Annotated in this window: 20 protein-coding genes; 10 read left to right on the forward strand and 10 right to left on the reverse strand. The window is 53.3% G+C overall.

From position 1 onward, the window contains the following. The 3 genes from F3J26_RS11690 to F3J26_RS11700 are packed head-to-tail and all read left to right on the forward strand — an operon-like array spanning position 1 to position 2,259. Positions 1-819, forward strand: coding sequence for an amino acid ABC transporter ATP-binding protein (locus tag F3J26_RS11690; RefSeq protein WP_166993956.1), 819 nt, complete (start codon positions 1-3; stop codon positions 817-819). Then, positions 816-1,574, forward strand: a complete 759-nt coding sequence (locus F3J26_RS11695; protein ID WP_166993958.1) for an amino acid ABC transporter permease — start codon at positions 816-818, stop codon at positions 1,572-1,574. Before F3J26_RS11690 ends, F3J26_RS11695 begins: the two co-directional genes overlap by 4 nt. After that, positions 1,564-2,259 carry an amino acid ABC transporter permease gene (locus F3J26_RS11700; RefSeq protein ID WP_166993960.1) on the forward strand — a complete coding sequence of 232 codons (696 nt, stop codon included), beginning with the start codon at positions 1,564-1,566 and terminating at the stop codon, positions 2,257-2,259. Before F3J26_RS11695 ends, F3J26_RS11700 begins: the two co-directional genes overlap by 11 nt. Here the strand turns inward: F3J26_RS11700 and F3J26_RS11705 are convergent. Next, positions 2,240-2,686: a DUF441 domain-containing protein gene (locus tag F3J26_RS11705; RefSeq protein WP_034808455.1), complete on the reverse strand. Its 447-nt coding sequence runs from the start codon at positions 2,684-2,686 to the stop codon at positions 2,240-2,242. The two genes, F3J26_RS11700 and F3J26_RS11705, sit on opposite strands and share 20 nt — an antisense overlap. 150 nt (positions 2,687-2,836) lie before the next feature. On the opposite strand from F3J26_RS11705, the gene yoaI reads away from it, so the two are divergent. Beyond that, positions 2,837-2,941: a small membrane protein YoaI gene (yoaI, locus tag F3J26_RS22790; RefSeq protein WP_284143111.1), complete on the forward strand. Its 105-nt coding sequence runs from the start codon at positions 2,837-2,839 to the stop codon at positions 2,939-2,941. Here the strand turns inward: yoaI and F3J26_RS11710 are convergent, their stop codons facing one another. Beyond that, on the reverse strand, positions 2,942-3,445 hold the full coding sequence (locus F3J26_RS11710) for a YbaK/EbsC family protein (protein ID WP_166993962.1): 504 nt from the start codon (positions 3,443-3,445) through the stop codon (positions 2,942-2,944). 72 nt (positions 3,446-3,517) lie between these two features. Here F3J26_RS11710 and F3J26_RS11715 point away from each other — a divergent pair, with 72 nt between their 5' ends. Beyond that, on the forward strand, positions 3,518-4,342 hold the full coding sequence (locus F3J26_RS11715) for a phosphotransferase family protein (RefSeq protein WP_166993964.1): 825 nt from the start codon (positions 3,518-3,520) through the stop codon (positions 4,340-4,342). Here the strand turns inward: F3J26_RS11715 and F3J26_RS11720 are convergent. Continuing rightward, positions 4,339-4,785 (reverse strand): NUDIX hydrolase, encoded by a 447-nt coding sequence (locus F3J26_RS11720; RefSeq protein WP_286180250.1) that lies wholly within the window; start codon positions 4,783-4,785, stop codon positions 4,339-4,341. The genes F3J26_RS11715 and F3J26_RS11720 overlap by 4 nt on opposite strands. A gap of 104 nt (positions 4,786-4,889) precedes the next feature. On the opposite strand from F3J26_RS11720, the gene F3J26_RS11725 reads away from it, so the two are divergent. Then, entirely contained in the window at positions 4,890-5,315 is a 426-nt protein-coding gene (locus tag F3J26_RS11725; protein ID WP_008456684.1) for a GNAT family N-acetyltransferase, read from the forward strand. Positions 5,316-5,367: 52 nt separating this feature from the next. Here F3J26_RS11725 and F3J26_RS11730 read toward each other — a convergent pair whose 3' ends face one another. The 3 genes from F3J26_RS11730 to ycgZ all read right to left on the reverse strand — a co-directional run bounded on the left by F3J26_RS11730 (position 5,368) and on the right by ycgZ (position 6,370). Continuing rightward, complete coding sequence (locus F3J26_RS11730; protein WP_286180251.1) at positions 5,368-5,646, reverse strand: biofilm development regulator YmgB/AriR family protein; 279 nt, start codon at positions 5,644-5,646, stop codon at positions 5,368-5,370. A 37-nt stretch (positions 5,647-5,683) separates the two neighbouring features. Further along, on the reverse strand, positions 5,684-6,049 hold the full coding sequence (locus F3J26_RS11735; RefSeq protein WP_286180252.1) for a hypothetical protein: 366 nt from the start codon (positions 6,047-6,049) through the stop codon (positions 5,684-5,686). Between the two features lie 72 nt (positions 6,050-6,121). After that, positions 6,122-6,370: a regulatory protein YcgZ gene (gene ycgZ, locus F3J26_RS11740; protein ID WP_166993968.1), complete on the reverse strand. Its 249-nt coding sequence runs from the start codon at positions 6,368-6,370 to the stop codon at positions 6,122-6,124. A 307-nt stretch (positions 6,371-6,677) separates the two neighbouring features. Here ycgZ and F3J26_RS11745 point away from each other — a divergent pair, with 307 nt between their 5' ends. The 3 genes from F3J26_RS11745 to F3J26_RS11755 all read left to right on the forward strand — a co-directional run bounded on the left by F3J26_RS11745 (position 6,678) and on the right by F3J26_RS11755 (position 9,877). Continuing rightward, on the forward strand, positions 6,678-7,868 hold the full coding sequence (locus F3J26_RS11745; protein WP_166993970.1) for an EAL domain-containing protein: 1,191 nt from the start codon (positions 6,678-6,680) through the stop codon (positions 7,866-7,868). A 129-nt stretch (positions 7,869-7,997) separates the two neighbouring features. After that, positions 7,998-8,726, forward strand: coding sequence for a MerR family transcriptional regulator (locus F3J26_RS11750; protein WP_166993972.1), 729 nt, complete (start codon positions 7,998-8,000; stop codon positions 8,724-8,726). 401 nt (positions 8,727-9,127) lie between these two features. Beyond that, on the forward strand, positions 9,128-9,877 hold the full coding sequence (locus F3J26_RS11755; RefSeq protein WP_166993974.1) for an SDR family oxidoreductase: 750 nt from the start codon (positions 9,128-9,130) through the stop codon (positions 9,875-9,877). 125 nt (positions 9,878-10,002) lie between these two features. Here the strand turns inward: F3J26_RS11755 and F3J26_RS11760 are convergent, their stop codons facing one another. Both F3J26_RS11760 and yeaG read right to left on the reverse strand, forming a co-directional pair. Continuing rightward, a complete protein-coding gene (locus tag F3J26_RS11760) occupies positions 10,003-11,286 on the reverse strand; it encodes a YeaH/YhbH family protein (RefSeq protein ID WP_039292166.1) in 1,284 nt (427 codons plus the stop codon). A gap of 71 nt (positions 11,287-11,357) precedes the next feature. Further along, the gene (yeaG, locus tag F3J26_RS11765; protein ID WP_008456669.1) at positions 11,358-13,292 is read right to left on the reverse strand and encodes a protein kinase YeaG; all 1,935 of its coding nucleotides are present in this window, start codon (positions 13,290-13,292) and stop codon (positions 11,358-11,360) included. A gap of 424 nt (positions 13,293-13,716) precedes the next feature. Between yeaG and F3J26_RS11770 the strand changes: the two genes are divergently transcribed. Then, the gene (locus F3J26_RS11770; RefSeq protein ID WP_008456668.1) at positions 13,717-14,463 is read left to right on the forward strand and encodes a MipA/OmpV family protein; all 747 of its coding nucleotides are present in this window, start codon (positions 13,717-13,719) and stop codon (positions 14,461-14,463) included. A 98-nt stretch (positions 14,464-14,561) separates the two neighbouring features. Here the strand turns inward: F3J26_RS11770 and F3J26_RS11775 are convergent, their stop codons facing one another. Both F3J26_RS11775 and gapA read right to left on the reverse strand, forming a co-directional pair. Then, positions 14,562-15,452, reverse strand: coding sequence for an aldose epimerase family protein (locus F3J26_RS11775; RefSeq protein WP_166993976.1), 891 nt, complete (start codon positions 15,450-15,452; stop codon positions 14,562-14,564). 83 nt (positions 15,453-15,535) lie between these two features. After that, complete coding sequence (gene gapA, locus F3J26_RS11780) at positions 15,536-16,531, reverse strand: glyceraldehyde-3-phosphate dehydrogenase (RefSeq protein ID WP_008456666.1); 996 nt, start codon at positions 16,529-16,531, stop codon at positions 15,536-15,538. Positions 16,532-16,846: the final 315 nt, after the last annotated feature.

Consider the following 16,846-nt stretch of genomic DNA (forward strand, 5'->3'; position numbering starts at 1 on the left):
ATGTTTAAACGACCGCCTCTTTTGTCCGCAGCTTCGGCTGCGGATTTTTTGCATCTGCAGTCCGCCAGCGTTGAATTTCGCAAAGCGAGTAAAAATTATGGTGAAACATCCGTCTTGCGCGAGATAGACCTGACTATCGCGGCCGGAGAAGTAGTGGCGATTTGCGGCCCGTCCGGTTCGGGGAAATCGACGCTGATACGGCTCATCAACCAGCTCGAAACCCTCAGCGATGGCGATATCTTTATCGATGGCAAATCCACCCGAGCGCTGAATAACAGGACGCTGCGCCGCCTGCGAAGCCGAATCGGGTTTGTGTTTCAGCAGTTTAACCTTTACGCCCACCTGACGGCTGAGCAGAACATTACGCTGTCGCTAACCCACGTTCACGGCTGGAAGCGTGAGGCAGCGCATGAGCAGGCTCTGGCGCTGTTGGCCCGAGTCGGCCTCGCAGACAAAGCGCAGCACTATCCGGCGCAGCTTTCAGGCGGGCAGCAGCAGCGCGTGGCGATTGCCAGGGCGCTGGCGTCATCGCCGCAAATTATCCTGTTTGACGAACCGACTTCGGCCCTCGACCCGGAGATGATCGGTGAAGTTCTGCAGGTGATGAAGGATCTCGCCCACAGCGGCATTACCATGATTGTGGTCACGCATGAGATGCAGTTCGCGCGTGAAATCGCCGACCGAGTGGTGTTCATTGACGGCGGAGCCATTCTCGAGCAGGCGGCCCCGGCGCAGTTTTTCCGCTCGCCGCAGCATCCCCGCGCCCGTCGTTTCCTGCAAAAGGTACTCGACCCGCTACATGCCGGGGCCGAATCATGAACAGCTACTTTGACTGGGCGGGGGTGTTAAGTGGAGCACCGCGAGCCTGGCTGATCTCCGGTTTGCTGACCACCGCGTGGGTGACGTTAGCCGGGATAATCATTGCGACGTTGTTTGCCGTGTTGTTGCTGGGGCTTCGGCTCGCCGGTGGCCGGGCGGGACGCTATTTCACGGCAAGCTGGATCTCCATTTTTCGCAATACGCCTTTGCTGGTACAGCTGCTTTTCTGGTATTTCGCGGCGTGGAACGCGCTGCCGCAGAGCTGGCGCGGCTTTATTAATGACGATCACAGCTGGTCCCAGCTGCCCGGCGGCGTCTGGTGGCTGACGCCGGAGTTTCTCTGCGCGGCGTGGGGGCTAGGGGTTTTCACCTCGGCATTTTTGGTGGAGGAGATCCGCAGCGGGTTGCAGGCGGTGCCGAAGGGGCAAACCGAAGCTGCACTTTCTCAGGGCTTCTCTGAGTGGCAGCTTTTTCGCACCGTGCTGCTGCCCCAGGGCGTGGTTAACGCCTGGCAGCCGGTGGTCGGGCAATATCTCAACCTGATGAAGCTCTCCTCGCTGGCCACGGGCATCGGCTTTGCCGAGCTCACCAGCCAGGTGCGCCGTATCGAAAGCTACAACGCCCATGCGTTGGGCGCTTTTGCCGCAGGCACGGTGCTTTATCTGCTGCTGGGGTTGGCGATGAGCGGGCTATTTACACTCTTTGCGCCAGGGAAACGCGGGTTACGTAAACCGGAGGTACAGCATGATCGCTAACATTTCGGTTATTACGGACAACCTCGATTATTTGCTGTGGGGAAAAATGGCTCAGGGCGAGCCGGGCGGCGTGTTGCTAACGCTGATGATGGCCGTGGGCGCTGGCGTGCTTGCCCTGGGGCTGGGGTTATTGCTGGCCTGTGTCGCCTGGCGCTACGGCGGTATTGTGCGGCGGGTACTTTTCATTTGGGCCGATTTGATCCGCGGCATTCCGCTGATTTTTGTTATCTTCTGGCTCTATTTCCTGCTGCCCGCCATTACCGGGCGTGATTTACCGGGGCCGTTAACCGTCACGCTGGCGCTGGCCTGGTTTACGTCTGCGGCGGTGATGTACACCACGCTGGCGGCGCTGAATGCGCTGGCGAAGGGGCAAAATGAGGCGGCAATTGCCGGCGGGTTTACGCCATGGCAAACGCTGAGGTTAGTGCTGTTGCCTCAGGCGCTGCGCAACGCTTTACCGTCGTTTGCAGGGCTGTTTATCTCGCTCATCAAAGACACGTCGCTGGCGTTTATCGTCAACGTACCGGAGCTGACAACCGTGGCCGGGCAGGTTAACAGCCGGGTACAAATTTACCCGGCGGCCATTTTTATCTTTACCGGTCTGGTTTATTACCTGCTGTGCAGCGCGCTGGCCTGGCGCATTCACCGCTGGCAGCGGCAGGAGGCTACTGCTTACCCACAATAAGGGAAACCAGCCCGGCGGCGATCAGCGGCCCGACCGGCACGCCACGGAACAGGGCGACGCCAAGGACGGTGCCAACCAGCAGACCGCCTACCAGGCCTGGCTGACTGCCCATCAGCGTCACGCCGCGCCCGCCGAGCCATGAAACCGCAATCCCGACGACAATCGCCACCAGCGATTTCCAGTGGGTGAAAGAGTGGATCAGGTTGCTGGCGGGCAGGGTGCCGCTGGCTATCGGGGCCATCACGCCGATAGTCAGAATAATGATCCCCACCGTCAGGCCCTGTTTCTCAATCCACGGAAAAAAGGTGTTCAGCGGGGTGACGCGCACAATAATCAGCACGAGGATGGAAACCGCGACGGTGGTGTTATGGCTGACAAAACCTAATCCCGCCAGCGCCAGAAGGATCAAAAGTGTGGGGTCAAAAATCATGATATATCCTTGCCAAATAAGAGGTTTTTAACTTTTATTGTTGTGGCGAATGGCCGACAGTGATTCTGTGGCCGTTCATCATTCTGTCATTTTTGTGGTCAATAATTGAACGATATGACAGCGAGCAATGGCTTGCGGGAGAAAAGGATGGGCGATCCAGCGTTATTCGACACGATTTGCATCACTGCCGCGTTCCTCGGGATCGCTTCGGTATTGGTGCTGTCTGTCCTTTATCTCGAACGCCTCGGGTAGCTATTCGGGGCGGTGAAAATTGACCAGCTCCGGGCGCGCAATGCGCAAATAATCCTGCGTATCCATCACCACTGACTTTTCCAGCAACCCTGCATTGAAGGCAATTTCTGAAAAACGCTCGAAAATAGACGGGTCGGCCACCAGCCGGAGCTGAGCGTGAAAGCTGAACGGCGGAATAGCGCCAAACACACATCGCGTTAACTCATCCACTTCCGCCGGGCTTGCCAGCGACGCTTTCAGGCCGCCCAGATGCTGCGCCAGCAGGCTCAGATCCGCCTGTTTGTCCGCCGCCAGAATCGCCAGCACGTGCAGCTTGACGCCGTTGCCTTTGACTTTGCAGACCAGCGCTTTTGCGCCCTGGCCAAGTTCGGTGCCGCGGATTGCCGAGACTTCTTCACATTTCCCCGCCGCGACATGTTTTACCACACGGTAGCGGGCCTGCTGTTGCTCGAGTAAATCGATAAGTTGCTGATGGACGTCTTCGCCTTTTGCGTGGGATGTCATTGCACTGCCTCTTGTCGTCTTTCTAAGTCTCTGCTTTGAATTTTCATCCTATCGCGATAATAGTTATCTGACATGCAAAAATTCGGGCAAAAGATGGCTAATAATGTACTGACGCAGATGGGAAATGCCCTCGTGCGTGAATGCGTTTTTCAGGGAAAACCTGCTGTTGAAAAGCGAGATGCTTCCGAAGTTGAACTCGATTTTTATCAGCACCATGCCTCCGTGTTTAGGGCGGAGGGACCTGGCATTCCCGACGTTTATTCCCTTAACCGCCAGGCACGACGGCTGATCATCGAATTTATCCCGCAGCCTTGTTCACTGGAAACGCTGACTGCCGACCCCGATTTGTATGAAAAGCTGGCGTTGCTCCATCATTGCCAGATGAAACCCTCAGGGACATTCAGGCGGCATCAGTGGAGGGATGAGCAAATGGCGTTGGCATTAAGCCTGCTGAAATTGCCCCCGGAGCTCGAAGCAGTTTTGCATTATTTCAAAGCTCAAAGTGATGTGCTTTTCGAGCCGCAGCAATGGGTTTCGGGGGATTCAAATGCCGGAAACTGGGGACGCCGAGCCGGGGGAGAGTTGGTTTTATTTGACTGGGAGCGCTTTGGCCGTGGGAGCCCGGCGATAGATTTGGCACCTCTGATTAAAGGAATGGGGGAACCGGCCAGTATTCACCTCATGGTAGCGCGATATCAACAAGTGGCACCTCAGTGGTCGAAGTCACGCCTGACACGTCATGTGCTTTTGGCTAAAGCCTGGCTGGTGGTAGAAGTGCTGAATCTTCTTTCCCACAGACACCCGCAAATGTTAACCCGGTATCTTGAGTGGTATCAGGCTAACTTGCCGGCCTGGTTGCCACAGGCCCAGCATGTATGGCGCTCTACGTTCGCTTAGCTTAGCCAGCCGTATTCGGAATAAATCTCGCCGTTGATAATAGCGCTGATGGCTTGTTTAACATAGGGCACGATGTTCTCCGGCAACTGCCTGATATTTACCCATAGCAGATCAGAATGCTTATTCGGCTCGGCGATATAAGGCTCGCGCTGCCAGTCTGAACAGAGAAAGAAGTGGCCCATCCACGAACGATCTTCGGTTTTAACGTGCATCAAGTGAACTGGCCTGAGGGCTTCGGTCTCAATGATCACCCCCGTCTCTTCGTGGGCTTCTCTGGCTGCGGCATTAAGCAGCGTTTCACCGCTTTCAAGACTGCCTGCGGGCAGGCTATAGAAGCCGTCCATCCAGCCGGTGTTCGCTCTGCGGATGAGACAAATTTCGTCTCTGCGGCGCAGGACAACAAATACGGCGACGGAAAGCCGATAGCGTTCTCTTTTCATCATTTTAGACTCTTGTTTTTACGGTCTGTAAATATATACAGTGTTGTCGGCCAGGCTCAACGCAAGAACTGGTAGGGTGATAAGGGGCAATGTCAGTGAGGTATGCGATGTCGGGTTTCAAACTAGAAATTTCTGATCAAATCAGCGAGGAGTATTCGCTGCCCATCGAAGCGGGGCTCGGTGAGTTTAACGATGCGATGAGTGGGATAAACGATCGCCAGCCGCTGGCGGTTGTGGTTCGCAGTTCCGAGAGTGGGAAAGTTGTTGGTGGGATGTTGGGGCGTTCGTCCCTCGGTGTACTGTTTATCGATCTGTTTTATTTACCGCCTGAGTTAAGAGCGCATGGATTAGGCAGCGAGATCCTGAGGACGTTTGAAACAGAAGGGCGCAGGCGCGGCTGTGTGGCTGGTTTTTTATATACCATCAGTTTCCAGGCTCCGGACTTCTACCGCAAGCATGGCTGGGAGGCATTTGGCAAAATTGACTGTTTACCCGAAGGCACCAGCCGATATTTTATGAAGAAAACGCTGTAATTCAGAAACAATAAAGGCCGGTTCTGGCCGGCCTTAATTGTTTGCGCAGGCCTTAAATATCGTCCACGGTATGGCCCACAACAATCTCTAAAGCATTGCGATAAACGTCGCACATGACGACGTCTTGAGTCGTTTCCAGGGCGTCAACCAGCCAGATAATAATCGCTTTATTGGAAACGCTCTTATTGGCAGCCAGAATGGCGGTGACGGCCTGACTGATGGCAGCATTTTCCTCTGCGTGTCGGTCTGCTGTGCTTATTATAAAGTCGGATAATGCGTGGTCTACGATTCCGGTATGCATTGCAGAGGGATTAGAAATTAGCTGTGTCATAGTCATTCACCGTTTTTCAGTTGTTGGCCATGGGCCGCTAGTGGACATTTTTTTCGTTAAGCCGTTGAGTCTTAACTGCGCCTGAAAGCGCTTTTTTTTCTGTCTTTCCTGTCAGACTCTGGGAAATATTCCCCTCGATTTCAGCGATAATTTTCTGTAGCGCGTTACGTCGCCGTACTTCTTGCTCCGATATAAACATCGCTTCTAACCTGGCAACTAAAGCGCGGGTATTAATTGCGCTGTTGCTGTTCAGTAACGACAGCGCTGCTTCGCCGATAATCTCGTCCGTTAATTGTTCATCGTCGCTTCTCTTCACTTCGTTACTCCTGATTCCTTCGCCGGGGGTAAATACCGCTGGCATGAAGTCATTTGCCGGAGTCTGAGAATGAGGAAAATTCAGCATTTATACTTCAAGGTGACTCTCCCACCAGGGAGCGTACGCATTACTCTGATTGAACTCCGGGCTGGTTATTCGCTAGCGAGTAAAAAGCATGCCCAACAGGGCCTGATAGTGCTTTTCTTCTTCCGGTTCAGAAACGCGATCGAGTCGAGAGAGCAATTTGGTACAGATCGCTTTTCTGTTCAGATTGCGGCCATCGCTGAGAATTTCGAGCACAATTTGCCCCATTGTTTCCTGCTGAGACGGCGGCGCAACGCGGCTAAAATAGCGCGCAATGTCATTTTCTACGCTGTTCTGACCTGGTATAAAAGTGTCCTGTCGCATAAGTTGCTCCTGTAAATTCACACGTTGCAAGATGTTAACTAAGTTATGCAATTGCTATAAAAACTGTACACGAAGGTGTATTAGTTTGCCTGTTATTTTTTGACTAAAAATGCTAATCTTTATTTATCAATTGGTTATGATTTAAATTTTTTAACTTATCGATACGTAAAATTGTACATTTTGACTAAAGGTAAATGGCGAGCAAAACATTCCATGTTGTTAAGTTGTTTAGACTTTGTTGAGTATGTGGCGACGTCAGGACGGGGATCTGTTAAGTTACTCCCTTAACCTTTCGCTGGAACCCGCCATGCTCACGACAGTTATTTACCGAAGCCACATCCACGCCAGCACGCCGTTTGAGGTTTTGGAGGCGATGGTCTCCGCGGCAAATGCAAAAAATATTGACGCTAATGTGACGGGGATCCTGCTATTCAACGGCAGACATTTCTTTCAACTCTTGGAAGGCCCGGAAGAGAGCGTGCAGAAGGTTTATCACGCTATTTGTAAAGACGATCGCCATCACAACATTGTTGAATTGCTCTGTGATTACGCCCCGGCCCGCCGCTTTGGGCGAGTGGGCATGGAGCTTTTTGATTTAAGAGAGCACGATAAAAACGATGTCTTGCAGGTCGTTCTGGAAAAAGGGACTAGCCGATATCAACTGGCTTACGATGACCGGGCCTTGAGTTTTTTCCGGACCTTCATCGAATCGACGGAAAAAGAGAACTATTTTGAGATCCCTCCGGGTGATGCGTGGGAATTTATTCTCGATGCGCCGACTCATTCGGCATCAAGTCCACAAACGCTGCATAAAAAGATAGTTTTTCAACCGATTGTCGACCCAATGGCTCGTACTGTCGCGGCAGTAGAGGTGTTAGCCACGGAAGCTAATTCAGCGCCAGAGGAAGGGGGCGATGTTTACCTGGCTGAACTGCTGAACGCGAAGGCCGCTTTCACCGCAGCATGCGCCGCTAATATTGGCGTGCAAACGCTATGCATCAATCTGCTGCCGATGACGCTGGTCATGATTCCTGACGCCGTGGAACAACTGCTGGCGGATATTGAGGCGAACGGGCTTGTTCCCGAGCAGGTGGTTATTGAGTTTACCGAAAGCGAAATCATGCCGCAGATGGATGCGTTTACCGACGCTATCAGGCAGCTTAAATCGGCCGGTATCAAGCTTGCGATTGATGATTTTGGCGTCGGCTTTGCTGGGCTACAGCTGCTGGCACAGTTTCAACCTGAAAGGCTGAAAATTAACCAGTCGCTGATTCGGGGCATTCATAAAAGTGGGCCACAGCAGGCGATTATCCAGGCCATAATCAAATGCTGCGCCTCCCTTGAAATTGCGGTTTCAGCCACGGGTATTGAGCAACCGGAAGAGTGGATGTGGCTCGAGGCGGCCGGTATTTCTCACTTCCAGGGAAGTTTGTTTGCTAAACCCTGCGGGCACGGCGCTTTCCGTATTGCCTGGCCGGAGCGTAAAGCAGAGTTGTGATATCTGCCGCGTGTCGTGCCTCAAAGGCATCAGATTTCACTTGTACAACTCGTAAAAAAATTGTACACATTGAACAGATTGAGTGATGTTTCAATGGAGACGTGGGATCTGTGTACGGGGAGGGACACTATGGCCTATTACACTATCGGTGATGTAGCAGAGCGATGTGGTATCAACCCGGTCACCCTGCGAGCCTGGCAGCGCCGCTACGGCTTGCTGAAGCCCCAGCGTAGCGAGGGGGGGCATCGCCAGTTCGATGATGCGGATATTCAGCGCATCGAAGAAATCAAATACTGGATGAGCAAAGGCGTTTCCGTAGGCAAAGTGAAAGCCCTGCTGGAGCGCAGCCACGTGCCGGAAGAGCAGCTGTGGGTAACGCTGCAAGAAGAAATGATGCTTCTGGTCAGGAAAGTTAATCCTGGAAAGCTGCGTGAGAAGATTACTTCTCTCAGCCGGGAGCACAGCGCAGACTTACTGATTGATAACCTTTTGCTGCCCGTGAGGCAAAAACTTAGCCAGGATGAATCCACGGCTTTGTTGATGCGCAGCCTGCTGGATGGCGCGTTGATCTGCCATTGTGCCCAGAGCCTGGCGGCGGCGCAGAACCAAAGTTTGGGCGACATCCTGCTGATTGGCTGGCAGACGGACGATCGGGCTGCGTTATGGCTGGAGGCGTGGCGCCTGTCCCGCAGAGGCCTGACCGTGAACGTATTTGCCGAGCCGGTGGATACGTTGCGTCCGGAGCTTTTCCCCGGGCAACATATTTTCCTATGGGTGGGAAAGACGTTATCGACAGCCCAGCAGGAACAGCTGCTTCACTGGAAACAGTGGGGATACGACATTGAGCTCCATCAATAAGCAGGCGTCAGCCTGATTCAGGTTATTCCCCCGTTTTCTTTTCTCTCAGGGATAAAAAGCCGGTGAAGCGCCGGCTTTAAGCTTTTCCTTATCCGCTGCAAACCGATGATTCGTTTCAGGTACACCTTTCAACGTGGGATAGCCTTAAAAACATCCAAAACGCCTTCTCCAAATGTTGAAGGCTTGTCATTTCGCGCACCCTATCCGGTTTTGCCGGGCCCGCCATAACGCGTTTATCCATCAATAAGTTAATTAAAAAGCAAGAAACAGAGTTTTTATGGCATAGCCTGGACATAGGCTTACGGATAAGCCGCTGAAATCAAACGGCGACACGCATCAAGAAAATGAACAGAAAGATTCAAAATGAGTTTCGGAATCTCATTAATGAAATGGGGAAAGTGATGAAATTACTTGAAGGTAAAGTCGCTGTGATTACTGGCGCCTCGGAAGGTATTGGACGGGCTGTTGCTATTTTGTTTGCTCAGCATGGCGCTTCGTTGATTCTGAATGCGAGGAGTCAGGCACCGCTGGATGCGCTGGCGGCGGAGCTTCGTTCCGTTGGCAGTGATGTCAGGATTTTTGTCGGGGACGCAGGCGAGGAGCAAACGCATGCTTCAATCGCCGCCCTGGCTGCTGATGCATTCGGCGGTATCGATATTGCGGTCAATAATGCCGGTACAACGGGCACTATCCGTCCACTGGCAGAGATCACCCCTGACGAATGGCAGCATACGCTGACCGTTAACCTGACAGCGGGTTATTTCGGTGCCCGGAGCCAGATCCCGTTGATGCTCAAACGAGGTGGGGGTTCTCTTATTTTTATCTCCAGTTTCGTCGGTACCAGCGTAGGTCTGCCGGGAATGGCCGCATATGCGGCAGCTAAGGCCGGGCTGATGGGGCTGGTGAAGGGGCTTACCGCAGATTATGCCGGACAAGGCATCCGTGCCAATGCCTTACTGCCTGGAGGAACGGAAACCCGAATGGCTGGTGATGAGCATCAGAAAGCCTGGGCTGCGGGGCTGCATGCGTTGAAACGTCTGGCACAGCCGGAGGAGATAGCCAGCGCGGCACTGTTTCTGGCGAGTAATATGTCGAGTTTTGTGGCTGGTTCAGCCTTGTTTGCTGACGGGGGAAACGCTGCGGTTAAATAGGAAGCCGCTTGAACATGACTTTTTGAGTGTCGGGCGATTTCTTTGAAGGCACTGAATGCATGAACCTGTTGCCAACTGAATCCGTTTGGCAACAGGTTTTCATCGTGCAACTTACTGATTTTTAACTAGCTATGAGAGTCTGAAGTCTGTTTTTGGAACAGTTCCCGGAACACAGGATAAATATCATCCTGATCGCGGATATGCTGCATCGCGAAGTTCTCGAAAGTGGCCTGCAGATTTTCGTATTCGCGCCACAGGGTCTGGTGCGCCCGGCGGGTGATTTCGATGTAGCTGTAGTAACGCACCACCGGCAGCAGTTTTTTCGCCAGGATCTCATGGCACAGCGGCGAATCGTCTGCCCAGTTGTCGCCGTCCGAGGCCTGCGCGGCGTAGATGTTCCACTGCGCCGGATCGTAGCGCTCCTGCACGACTTCATCCATCAGCTTCAGGGCACTGGAAACAATGGTCCCACCGGTTTCCTGTGAGTAGAAGAACTCGTGTTCGTCCACCTCCTTCGCCTGGGTATGGTGGCGAATATAAACCACCTCCACGTTTTTATAGGTCCGGCTCAGGAACAGATAGAGCAGGATATAAAAGCGCTTGGCCATGTCTTTTGTCGCCTGGTCCATCGAACCGGAGACGTCCATCAGGCAGAACATCACCGCCTGGCTGGAAGGTTCCGGGCGTTTCTCGTAATTCTTGTAGCGGAGATCGAAGGTGTCGATAAACGGCACGCGGGCAATTTTTTCCCGCAGCTCTGCAATCTCTTTGCGCAGGCGTTCCTCTTCCAGCAGCTGAGCGGGTTCGCTGCGGCTGACGGTGTCTAGGGTCTCTTCGAGTTCGTGTAGCAAACGGCGTTTACCCGCGCTCATTGCCGTACGGCGAGCCAGCGAGTTTTGCAGCGAGCGAACAACGCTGATATTGGCCGGGACGCCGTTAGAGGTGAAACCTGCGCGATGGGATTTAAATTCGGTGATCTGCCGGTGCTGGTTACGTTTCAGGTTCGGCAGCGCCAGATCCTCGAACAGTAAGTCGAGATATTCATCTTTGGAGATCTGGAACACGAATTCATCCTGGCCTTCGCCGTCCTGGCTCGCCTGACCCTGGCCGCTTCCACCGCCGCCACCTCCGCCCTGCGGGCGCTCAATGCGGTCGTTTTGTACAAAGTGGTCGTTGCCGGGATGGACGCGGTGGCGCAGGCCACCGCGACCCTGATGAAACATCGGTTCGTTGATATCCTCAATGGGGATGGACACGGATTCGCCGCTGTCCACGTCGGTCACCGAACGCTTGTTGATGGCCCCGGAAATCGACTGTTTGATCTGCGCCTTATAGCGGCGCAAGAAGCGCTGGCGGTTGACCGCGCTCTTGTTTTTGCCGTTAAGCCGCCTGTCTATGAAGTAGGCCATAGTTCCCCCAACTGCTTATGCCAGGTGCGCAAACAGGCCACGCCGCCCGGCGTGACCTGCATGAAACTCCCTTAAGAAGACTTACGGACCCGCAGATACCATTCACACAGCAGGCGAACCTGCTTGCGGGTGTAGCCTTTCTCCATCATCCGATCGACAAAATCATCGTGTTTCTTCTGCTCGTCGGTGGAGGTTTTGGCGTTGAACGAGATAACGGGCAGCAGCTCTTCGGTGTTCGAGAACATTTTCTTCTCGATAACCGTGCGCAGCTTCTCGTAGCTGGTCCAGTTTGGGTTACGACCGTTATTATTGGCCCGGGCACGCAGCACGAAGTTGACGATTTCATTGCGGAAATCTTTCGGGTTGCTGATCCCGGCCGGTTTTTCAATTTTCTCCAGCTCCGCGTTCAGGGATTCCCGGTCAAACAGCTGGCCGGTATCCGGGTCGCGGTACTCCTGATCCTGAATCCAGAAATCAGCGTAGGTGACATACCGGTCAAAAATGTTCTGTCCGTACTCTGAGTAAGATTCGAGATAGGCGGTCTGGATCTCCTTGCCGATAAATTCCGCATATTTCGGAATCAGGTAGCCTTTGAGGTATTCCAGGTATTTCTCTGCCTGATCCTGCGGGAACTGCTCGCGTTCGATTTGCTGTTCCAGCACATAGAACAGGTGCACCGGGTTCGCTGCCACTTCAACGTGGTCAAAGTTGAACACGCGGGAGAGGATTTTAAAGGCGAAGCGCGTCGAGAGCCCGTTCATGCCTTCATCGACCCCGGCGTAGTCCCGATATTCCTGGTAGGACTTGGCTTTCGGATCGGTGTCTTTCAGACTTTCCCCGTCATAGACGCGCATTTTCGAGTAGATGCTGGAGTTTTCCGGCTCTTTCAGGCGCGACAGGATAGAGAAGCGAGAAAGCGTTTCCAGGGTGCCCGGGGCGCAAGGCGCGTGGGACAGTTCGCTGTGGTTGAGCAGTTTCTCGTAGATTTTGATCTCTTCCGAGATGCGCAGGCAGTAAGGCACCTTGACGATGTACACGCGGTCAAGGAACGCCTCGTTGTTTTTGTTATTGCGGAAGGTGACCCACTCGGATTCGTTCGAGTGCGCAAGAATAATCCCGTTGAACGGCAGGGCAGAGATGCCTTCCGTGCCGTTGTAGTTGCCTTCCTGAGTGGCGGTCAGCAGCGGGTGAAGCACCTTGATGGGCGCTTTAAACATCTCCACAAATTCCATGATGCCCTGGTTGGCCCGGCACAGCGCCCCGGAGTAGCCGTAAGCATCCGGGTCGTTTTGCGCGTGGTGTTCCAGTTTGCGGATATCCACTTTACCGACCAGCGCAGAGATATCCTGGTTGTTCTCATCGCCGGGTTCGGTTTTGGCAATCGCAATCTGCGCCAGAATGGACGGCCAGACTTTCACCACGCGGAATTTGGTGATGTCGCCGCCAAATTCGCTCAGGCGTTTGGCTGCCCACGGCGACATGATGGTGCCGAGGTAGCGGTTAGGGATGCCATATTCTTTTTCCAGAATGGAGGCGTCTTCCTGTGGGTTAAACAGGCACAGCGGATGGTCGTTGACCGGGCTACGTTCGCCGTTGGCGCTCAGCACGTAAATAGGCACGCGCTGCATCAATGCTTTCAGGCGCTCGGCCAGGGAAGATTTACCGCCGCCCACCGGCCCCAGCAGATAGAGAATTTGTTTCTTCTCTTCCAACCCCTGAGCCGCGTGTTTCAGGTAGGCCACGATCTGTTCGATAGCCTCTTCCATGCCATAAAACTCTTCAAACGCCGGGTAACGGGCAACCACCCGGTTTGAAAAGAGACGGGACAGCCGTGGCTCTGTGGCAGTGTCTACCATCACTGGCTCACCAATGGCCGTCAATAGCCGTTCTGCCGCATTCGCGTAGGCACTGCGATCTTGTTTACAGATAGCAAGAAATTCCTGCAGTGTGAACTCTTCGTCCTTGGCAGCTTCATAGCGCTGGCGATAGTGATCGAATATATTCATGGCATGCCGTCCTTTCGTTTTTAGCACAGGTTAAAGAGCCGTTGGTATGTGTAATAGAGGCTCCCCGGAAGACGTCTGCTAAATGAACAGCAACCCTTGTGCCAGGTTGATACCGGGCGCTCACGCCGCCGTCTCAGCGTTTCACCTTCCTAAAATAAAGCGTAGATGGCATTTGCAAAACTTGCATACGGCCAACGCTCAATTTCAATGACATATCAATAACTCATCCTAAAAATTTCGTATTTGAGATAAGCGACAGTGTTTGCTTTCATCTGGCTGACATAAAGCTGAAAATCCGCCGTCATCTGATTGCGGGAAGCTAAAAAGTTGGTTGAAGGTTGTGACTAAGTAAATTATTTGGGATGGGAGCCAAGGGCGGTTACACTTCCTGCGCTGATTATTTGATTAAAGGACTGAAAGGATTGTGACCAAATTCAAAATTCTCGCATTAGGCGTACTGTTAGCCTCTTCCGTTACCGCTGCGCACGCAGAGGGCCCATGGTCTATCGGTGCGGGGGCGCTGGTTTCGCCAAACCCTTACAAAGGTGACCAGAACCGCGTCTATCCGGCGCCTCTGCTGGGCTATGAAGGTGACAATTTCTACTTCCGCGGGTTTAACGCGGGTTACTACTTGTGGAATGACCAGGCCGATAAGCTGTCCGTCACCGCCTATTATTCGCCGCTGCATTTCAGGCCGAAAGACAGCAATTACGACAGCATGCGCGCGCTGGACTACCGCCATTCTACCGTGATGGCGGGCCTGTCCTGGGTGCATAACACCGACTATGGCTTCCTGCGTACCGTGCTGGCCGGGGATATCCTGAACAACAGCAACGGCATCACCTGGGATACCGCCTGGCTGTACCGCTACAACGCGGATAGCCTGACGGTCACGCCGGGGATTGGTGTCGTGTGGGACAGCAAGAATCAAAACGACTACTACTACGGCGTGAGCGGCAAGGAGTCCAACCGCAGCGGCCTGAACGAGTACGACGCGGGTAACAGCTGGTCACCGTACGTTGAGCTGTCCGTCAACTATAAGCTGAACGCCGACTGGAACGTGTTCGGTATGGGCCGCTACATGCGTTTGTCCAAAGAAGTGACCGACAGCCCAATGGTCGACAGCAACTGGACTGGTGTGCTGCTGACGGGCGTGAACTACAGCTTCTAATAGGTGCAATCAGTGCACTAAAACGGGGCGCTTGCGCCCCGTTTGCTTTTTAATGGGGCAGAGGTTGACGGCCTTTGCCCTAAGCTGGTGAAAGTCGCTTAGCCTTTCTTCGCCACGCTGATGGTCTGGCTCAGACGGGTCGGTTTTTCCGCGCTGGCTTTCTGTTTTTTAGATGCGCAGGCGGTTTCTACGCAGACGAAGGTTTTGTAGCCGTCGTCCGGCATATCGCCCATCGAAACGGACAGCGCCGGGCCTGGGTTCCAGCCCACCACGTTGTAATGATGGTGATGAACCACGTTCAGGATGCGCTTCAACTGGCTGGCATCATGAATGACGCTGCACTCTTCCGGCTCCAGATAAAGACGATCGGTGCGGTCAGGGAAGGTTTGTACGCCGTCGGTCAACTGGCCCGGAGCTTCATTCAGCACTTTATCGATATACGGATTACCCAGGCCGCTGACCTTCACATCTGCGATATCGCCGACGTTGAAGTAGGTGTGCAGGGCAGAGGTAGTTTCGAACTCACCGTGTGCTTCCAGCTCGATTTCACAGGTTTTGCCCAGCTTGAAGCGGGCATACAGCGTGAATTCATGCGGCCACAGCTTCAGCGTCTCGGCATTGTTATGCAGCTCAAAGGTCAGCACCACGCCGTTGGCGTCTTCATTGTGCGCGCTCAGCGTCCACGGCTGGTTGCGGGCAAAACCGTGCGCCGGCAGGCCTGGCTGCTCCGCCGGACCAAACCACGGCCAGCAAATAGGCACACCGCCGCGCAGCGCTTTGCCTTTATGGAACGGGGTGATGTCGCTCAGCCACAGCACCTCATCTTCACCGGCAGGCTGCCAGGAGAGCAGGTGTGCGCCCTGAAGTGCGAAAGATGCCCGAACCTGTGGGTGATCAACGACGATGACGTCCAGCTCATCGTTTACGCGGCGGGTAAGCACAGGGGTAATTTGTTCGACGACCGGAAGTGCAAAAATTTTATTAATCATTTCTTTTTTCCTTAGTCCTGGTGATTTGAGGCAAAAAAAAGAGCGACCGAAGTCGCCCTTTAGGATCAGGTTCTCATCTCAACTTATTTGGAGATGTGAGCGATCAGATCCAGTACTTTGTTGGAGTAGCCAGTTTCGTTGTCGTACCAGGAAACCAGTTTCACAAAGTTGTCGTTCAGTGCGATACCAGCTTTAGCATCGAACACGGAAGTCAGTACTTCGCCGTTGAAGTCGGTAGACACTACGTCATCTTCGGTGTAGCCCAGAACGCCTTTCATTGCGCCTTCGGAAGCAGCTTTGATTGCTTTCTTAATTTCTTCGTAAGAAGCAGCTTTTTCCAGACGAACGGTCAGGTCAACAACGGACACGTTAGGGGTAGGAACGCGGAACGCCATACCAGTCAGTTTGCCTTTCAGCTCTGGCAGTACAACGCCTACAGCTTTAGCAGCACCGGTAGAAGAAGGGATGATGTTCTGAGCTGCGCCGCGGCCGCCGCGCCAGTCTTTGTGGGACGGGCCATCAACGGTTTTCTGAGTTGCGGTGGTAGCGTGAACGGTAGTCATCAGGCCTTCAACGATACCGAAGTTGTCGTTGATAACTTTAGCCAGTGGAGCCAGGCAGTTGGTGGTGCAGGATGCGTTGGAAACGATGTCCTGGCCTGCGTATTTTTCGAAGTTAGCACCGCGAACGAACATTGGGGTGTTGTCTTTGGAAGGACCAGTCAGAACAACTTTTTTCGCGCCAGCAGTGATGTGCTTACGTGCGGTTTCGTCAGTCAGGAACAGACCTGTTGCTTCAGCAACAACGTCAACGTTCACTTCGTTCCACTTCAGGTTAGCCGGGTCACGTTCTGCGGTAACACGGATAGTTTTACCGTTAACAACCAGGTTGCCGTCTTTAACTTCTACAGTACCGTTGAAACGACCGTGAGTTGAGTCGTACTTCAGCATGTAAGCCATATAGTCAGCGTCTAACAGGTCGTTGATTGCAACGATTTCGATGTCAGAACGTTCCTGAGCAGCACGGAAAACGATACGGCCGATACGACCAAAACCGTTGATACCTACTTTGATAGTCATAGTATTCCACCAGCTATTTTTTAGTGAATAAAAGGTTGGCTGTAAAATTACAAAAACCTTACGCAGCGTCAAGCGGAATCGTGTCAATCATTGCGACAAATCAATCCTGTGACCAGGGTTTGTACGACTGAACGCCTCACGCTTCCTTTTGGGCTTAAATCCAAATGGGGACGATGCGGGGGATTTTAAACGCCAGTCCCAACAATAATGTGATTCACGTCACGCTTTGTGCCGTGCCAGAATTTCAGGGCTAAGTTTAGAACAAAAAGCAGCACGGTGTTGTTAATTTTTTGTTAGAATGGGGCCGTGAGCTGT

The sequence above is a fragment of the Enterobacter sp. Ap-867 genome (assembly GCF_011752855.1).
Taxonomy (GTDB): Bacteria; Pseudomonadota; Gammaproteobacteria; order Enterobacterales; family Enterobacteriaceae; genus Cedecea.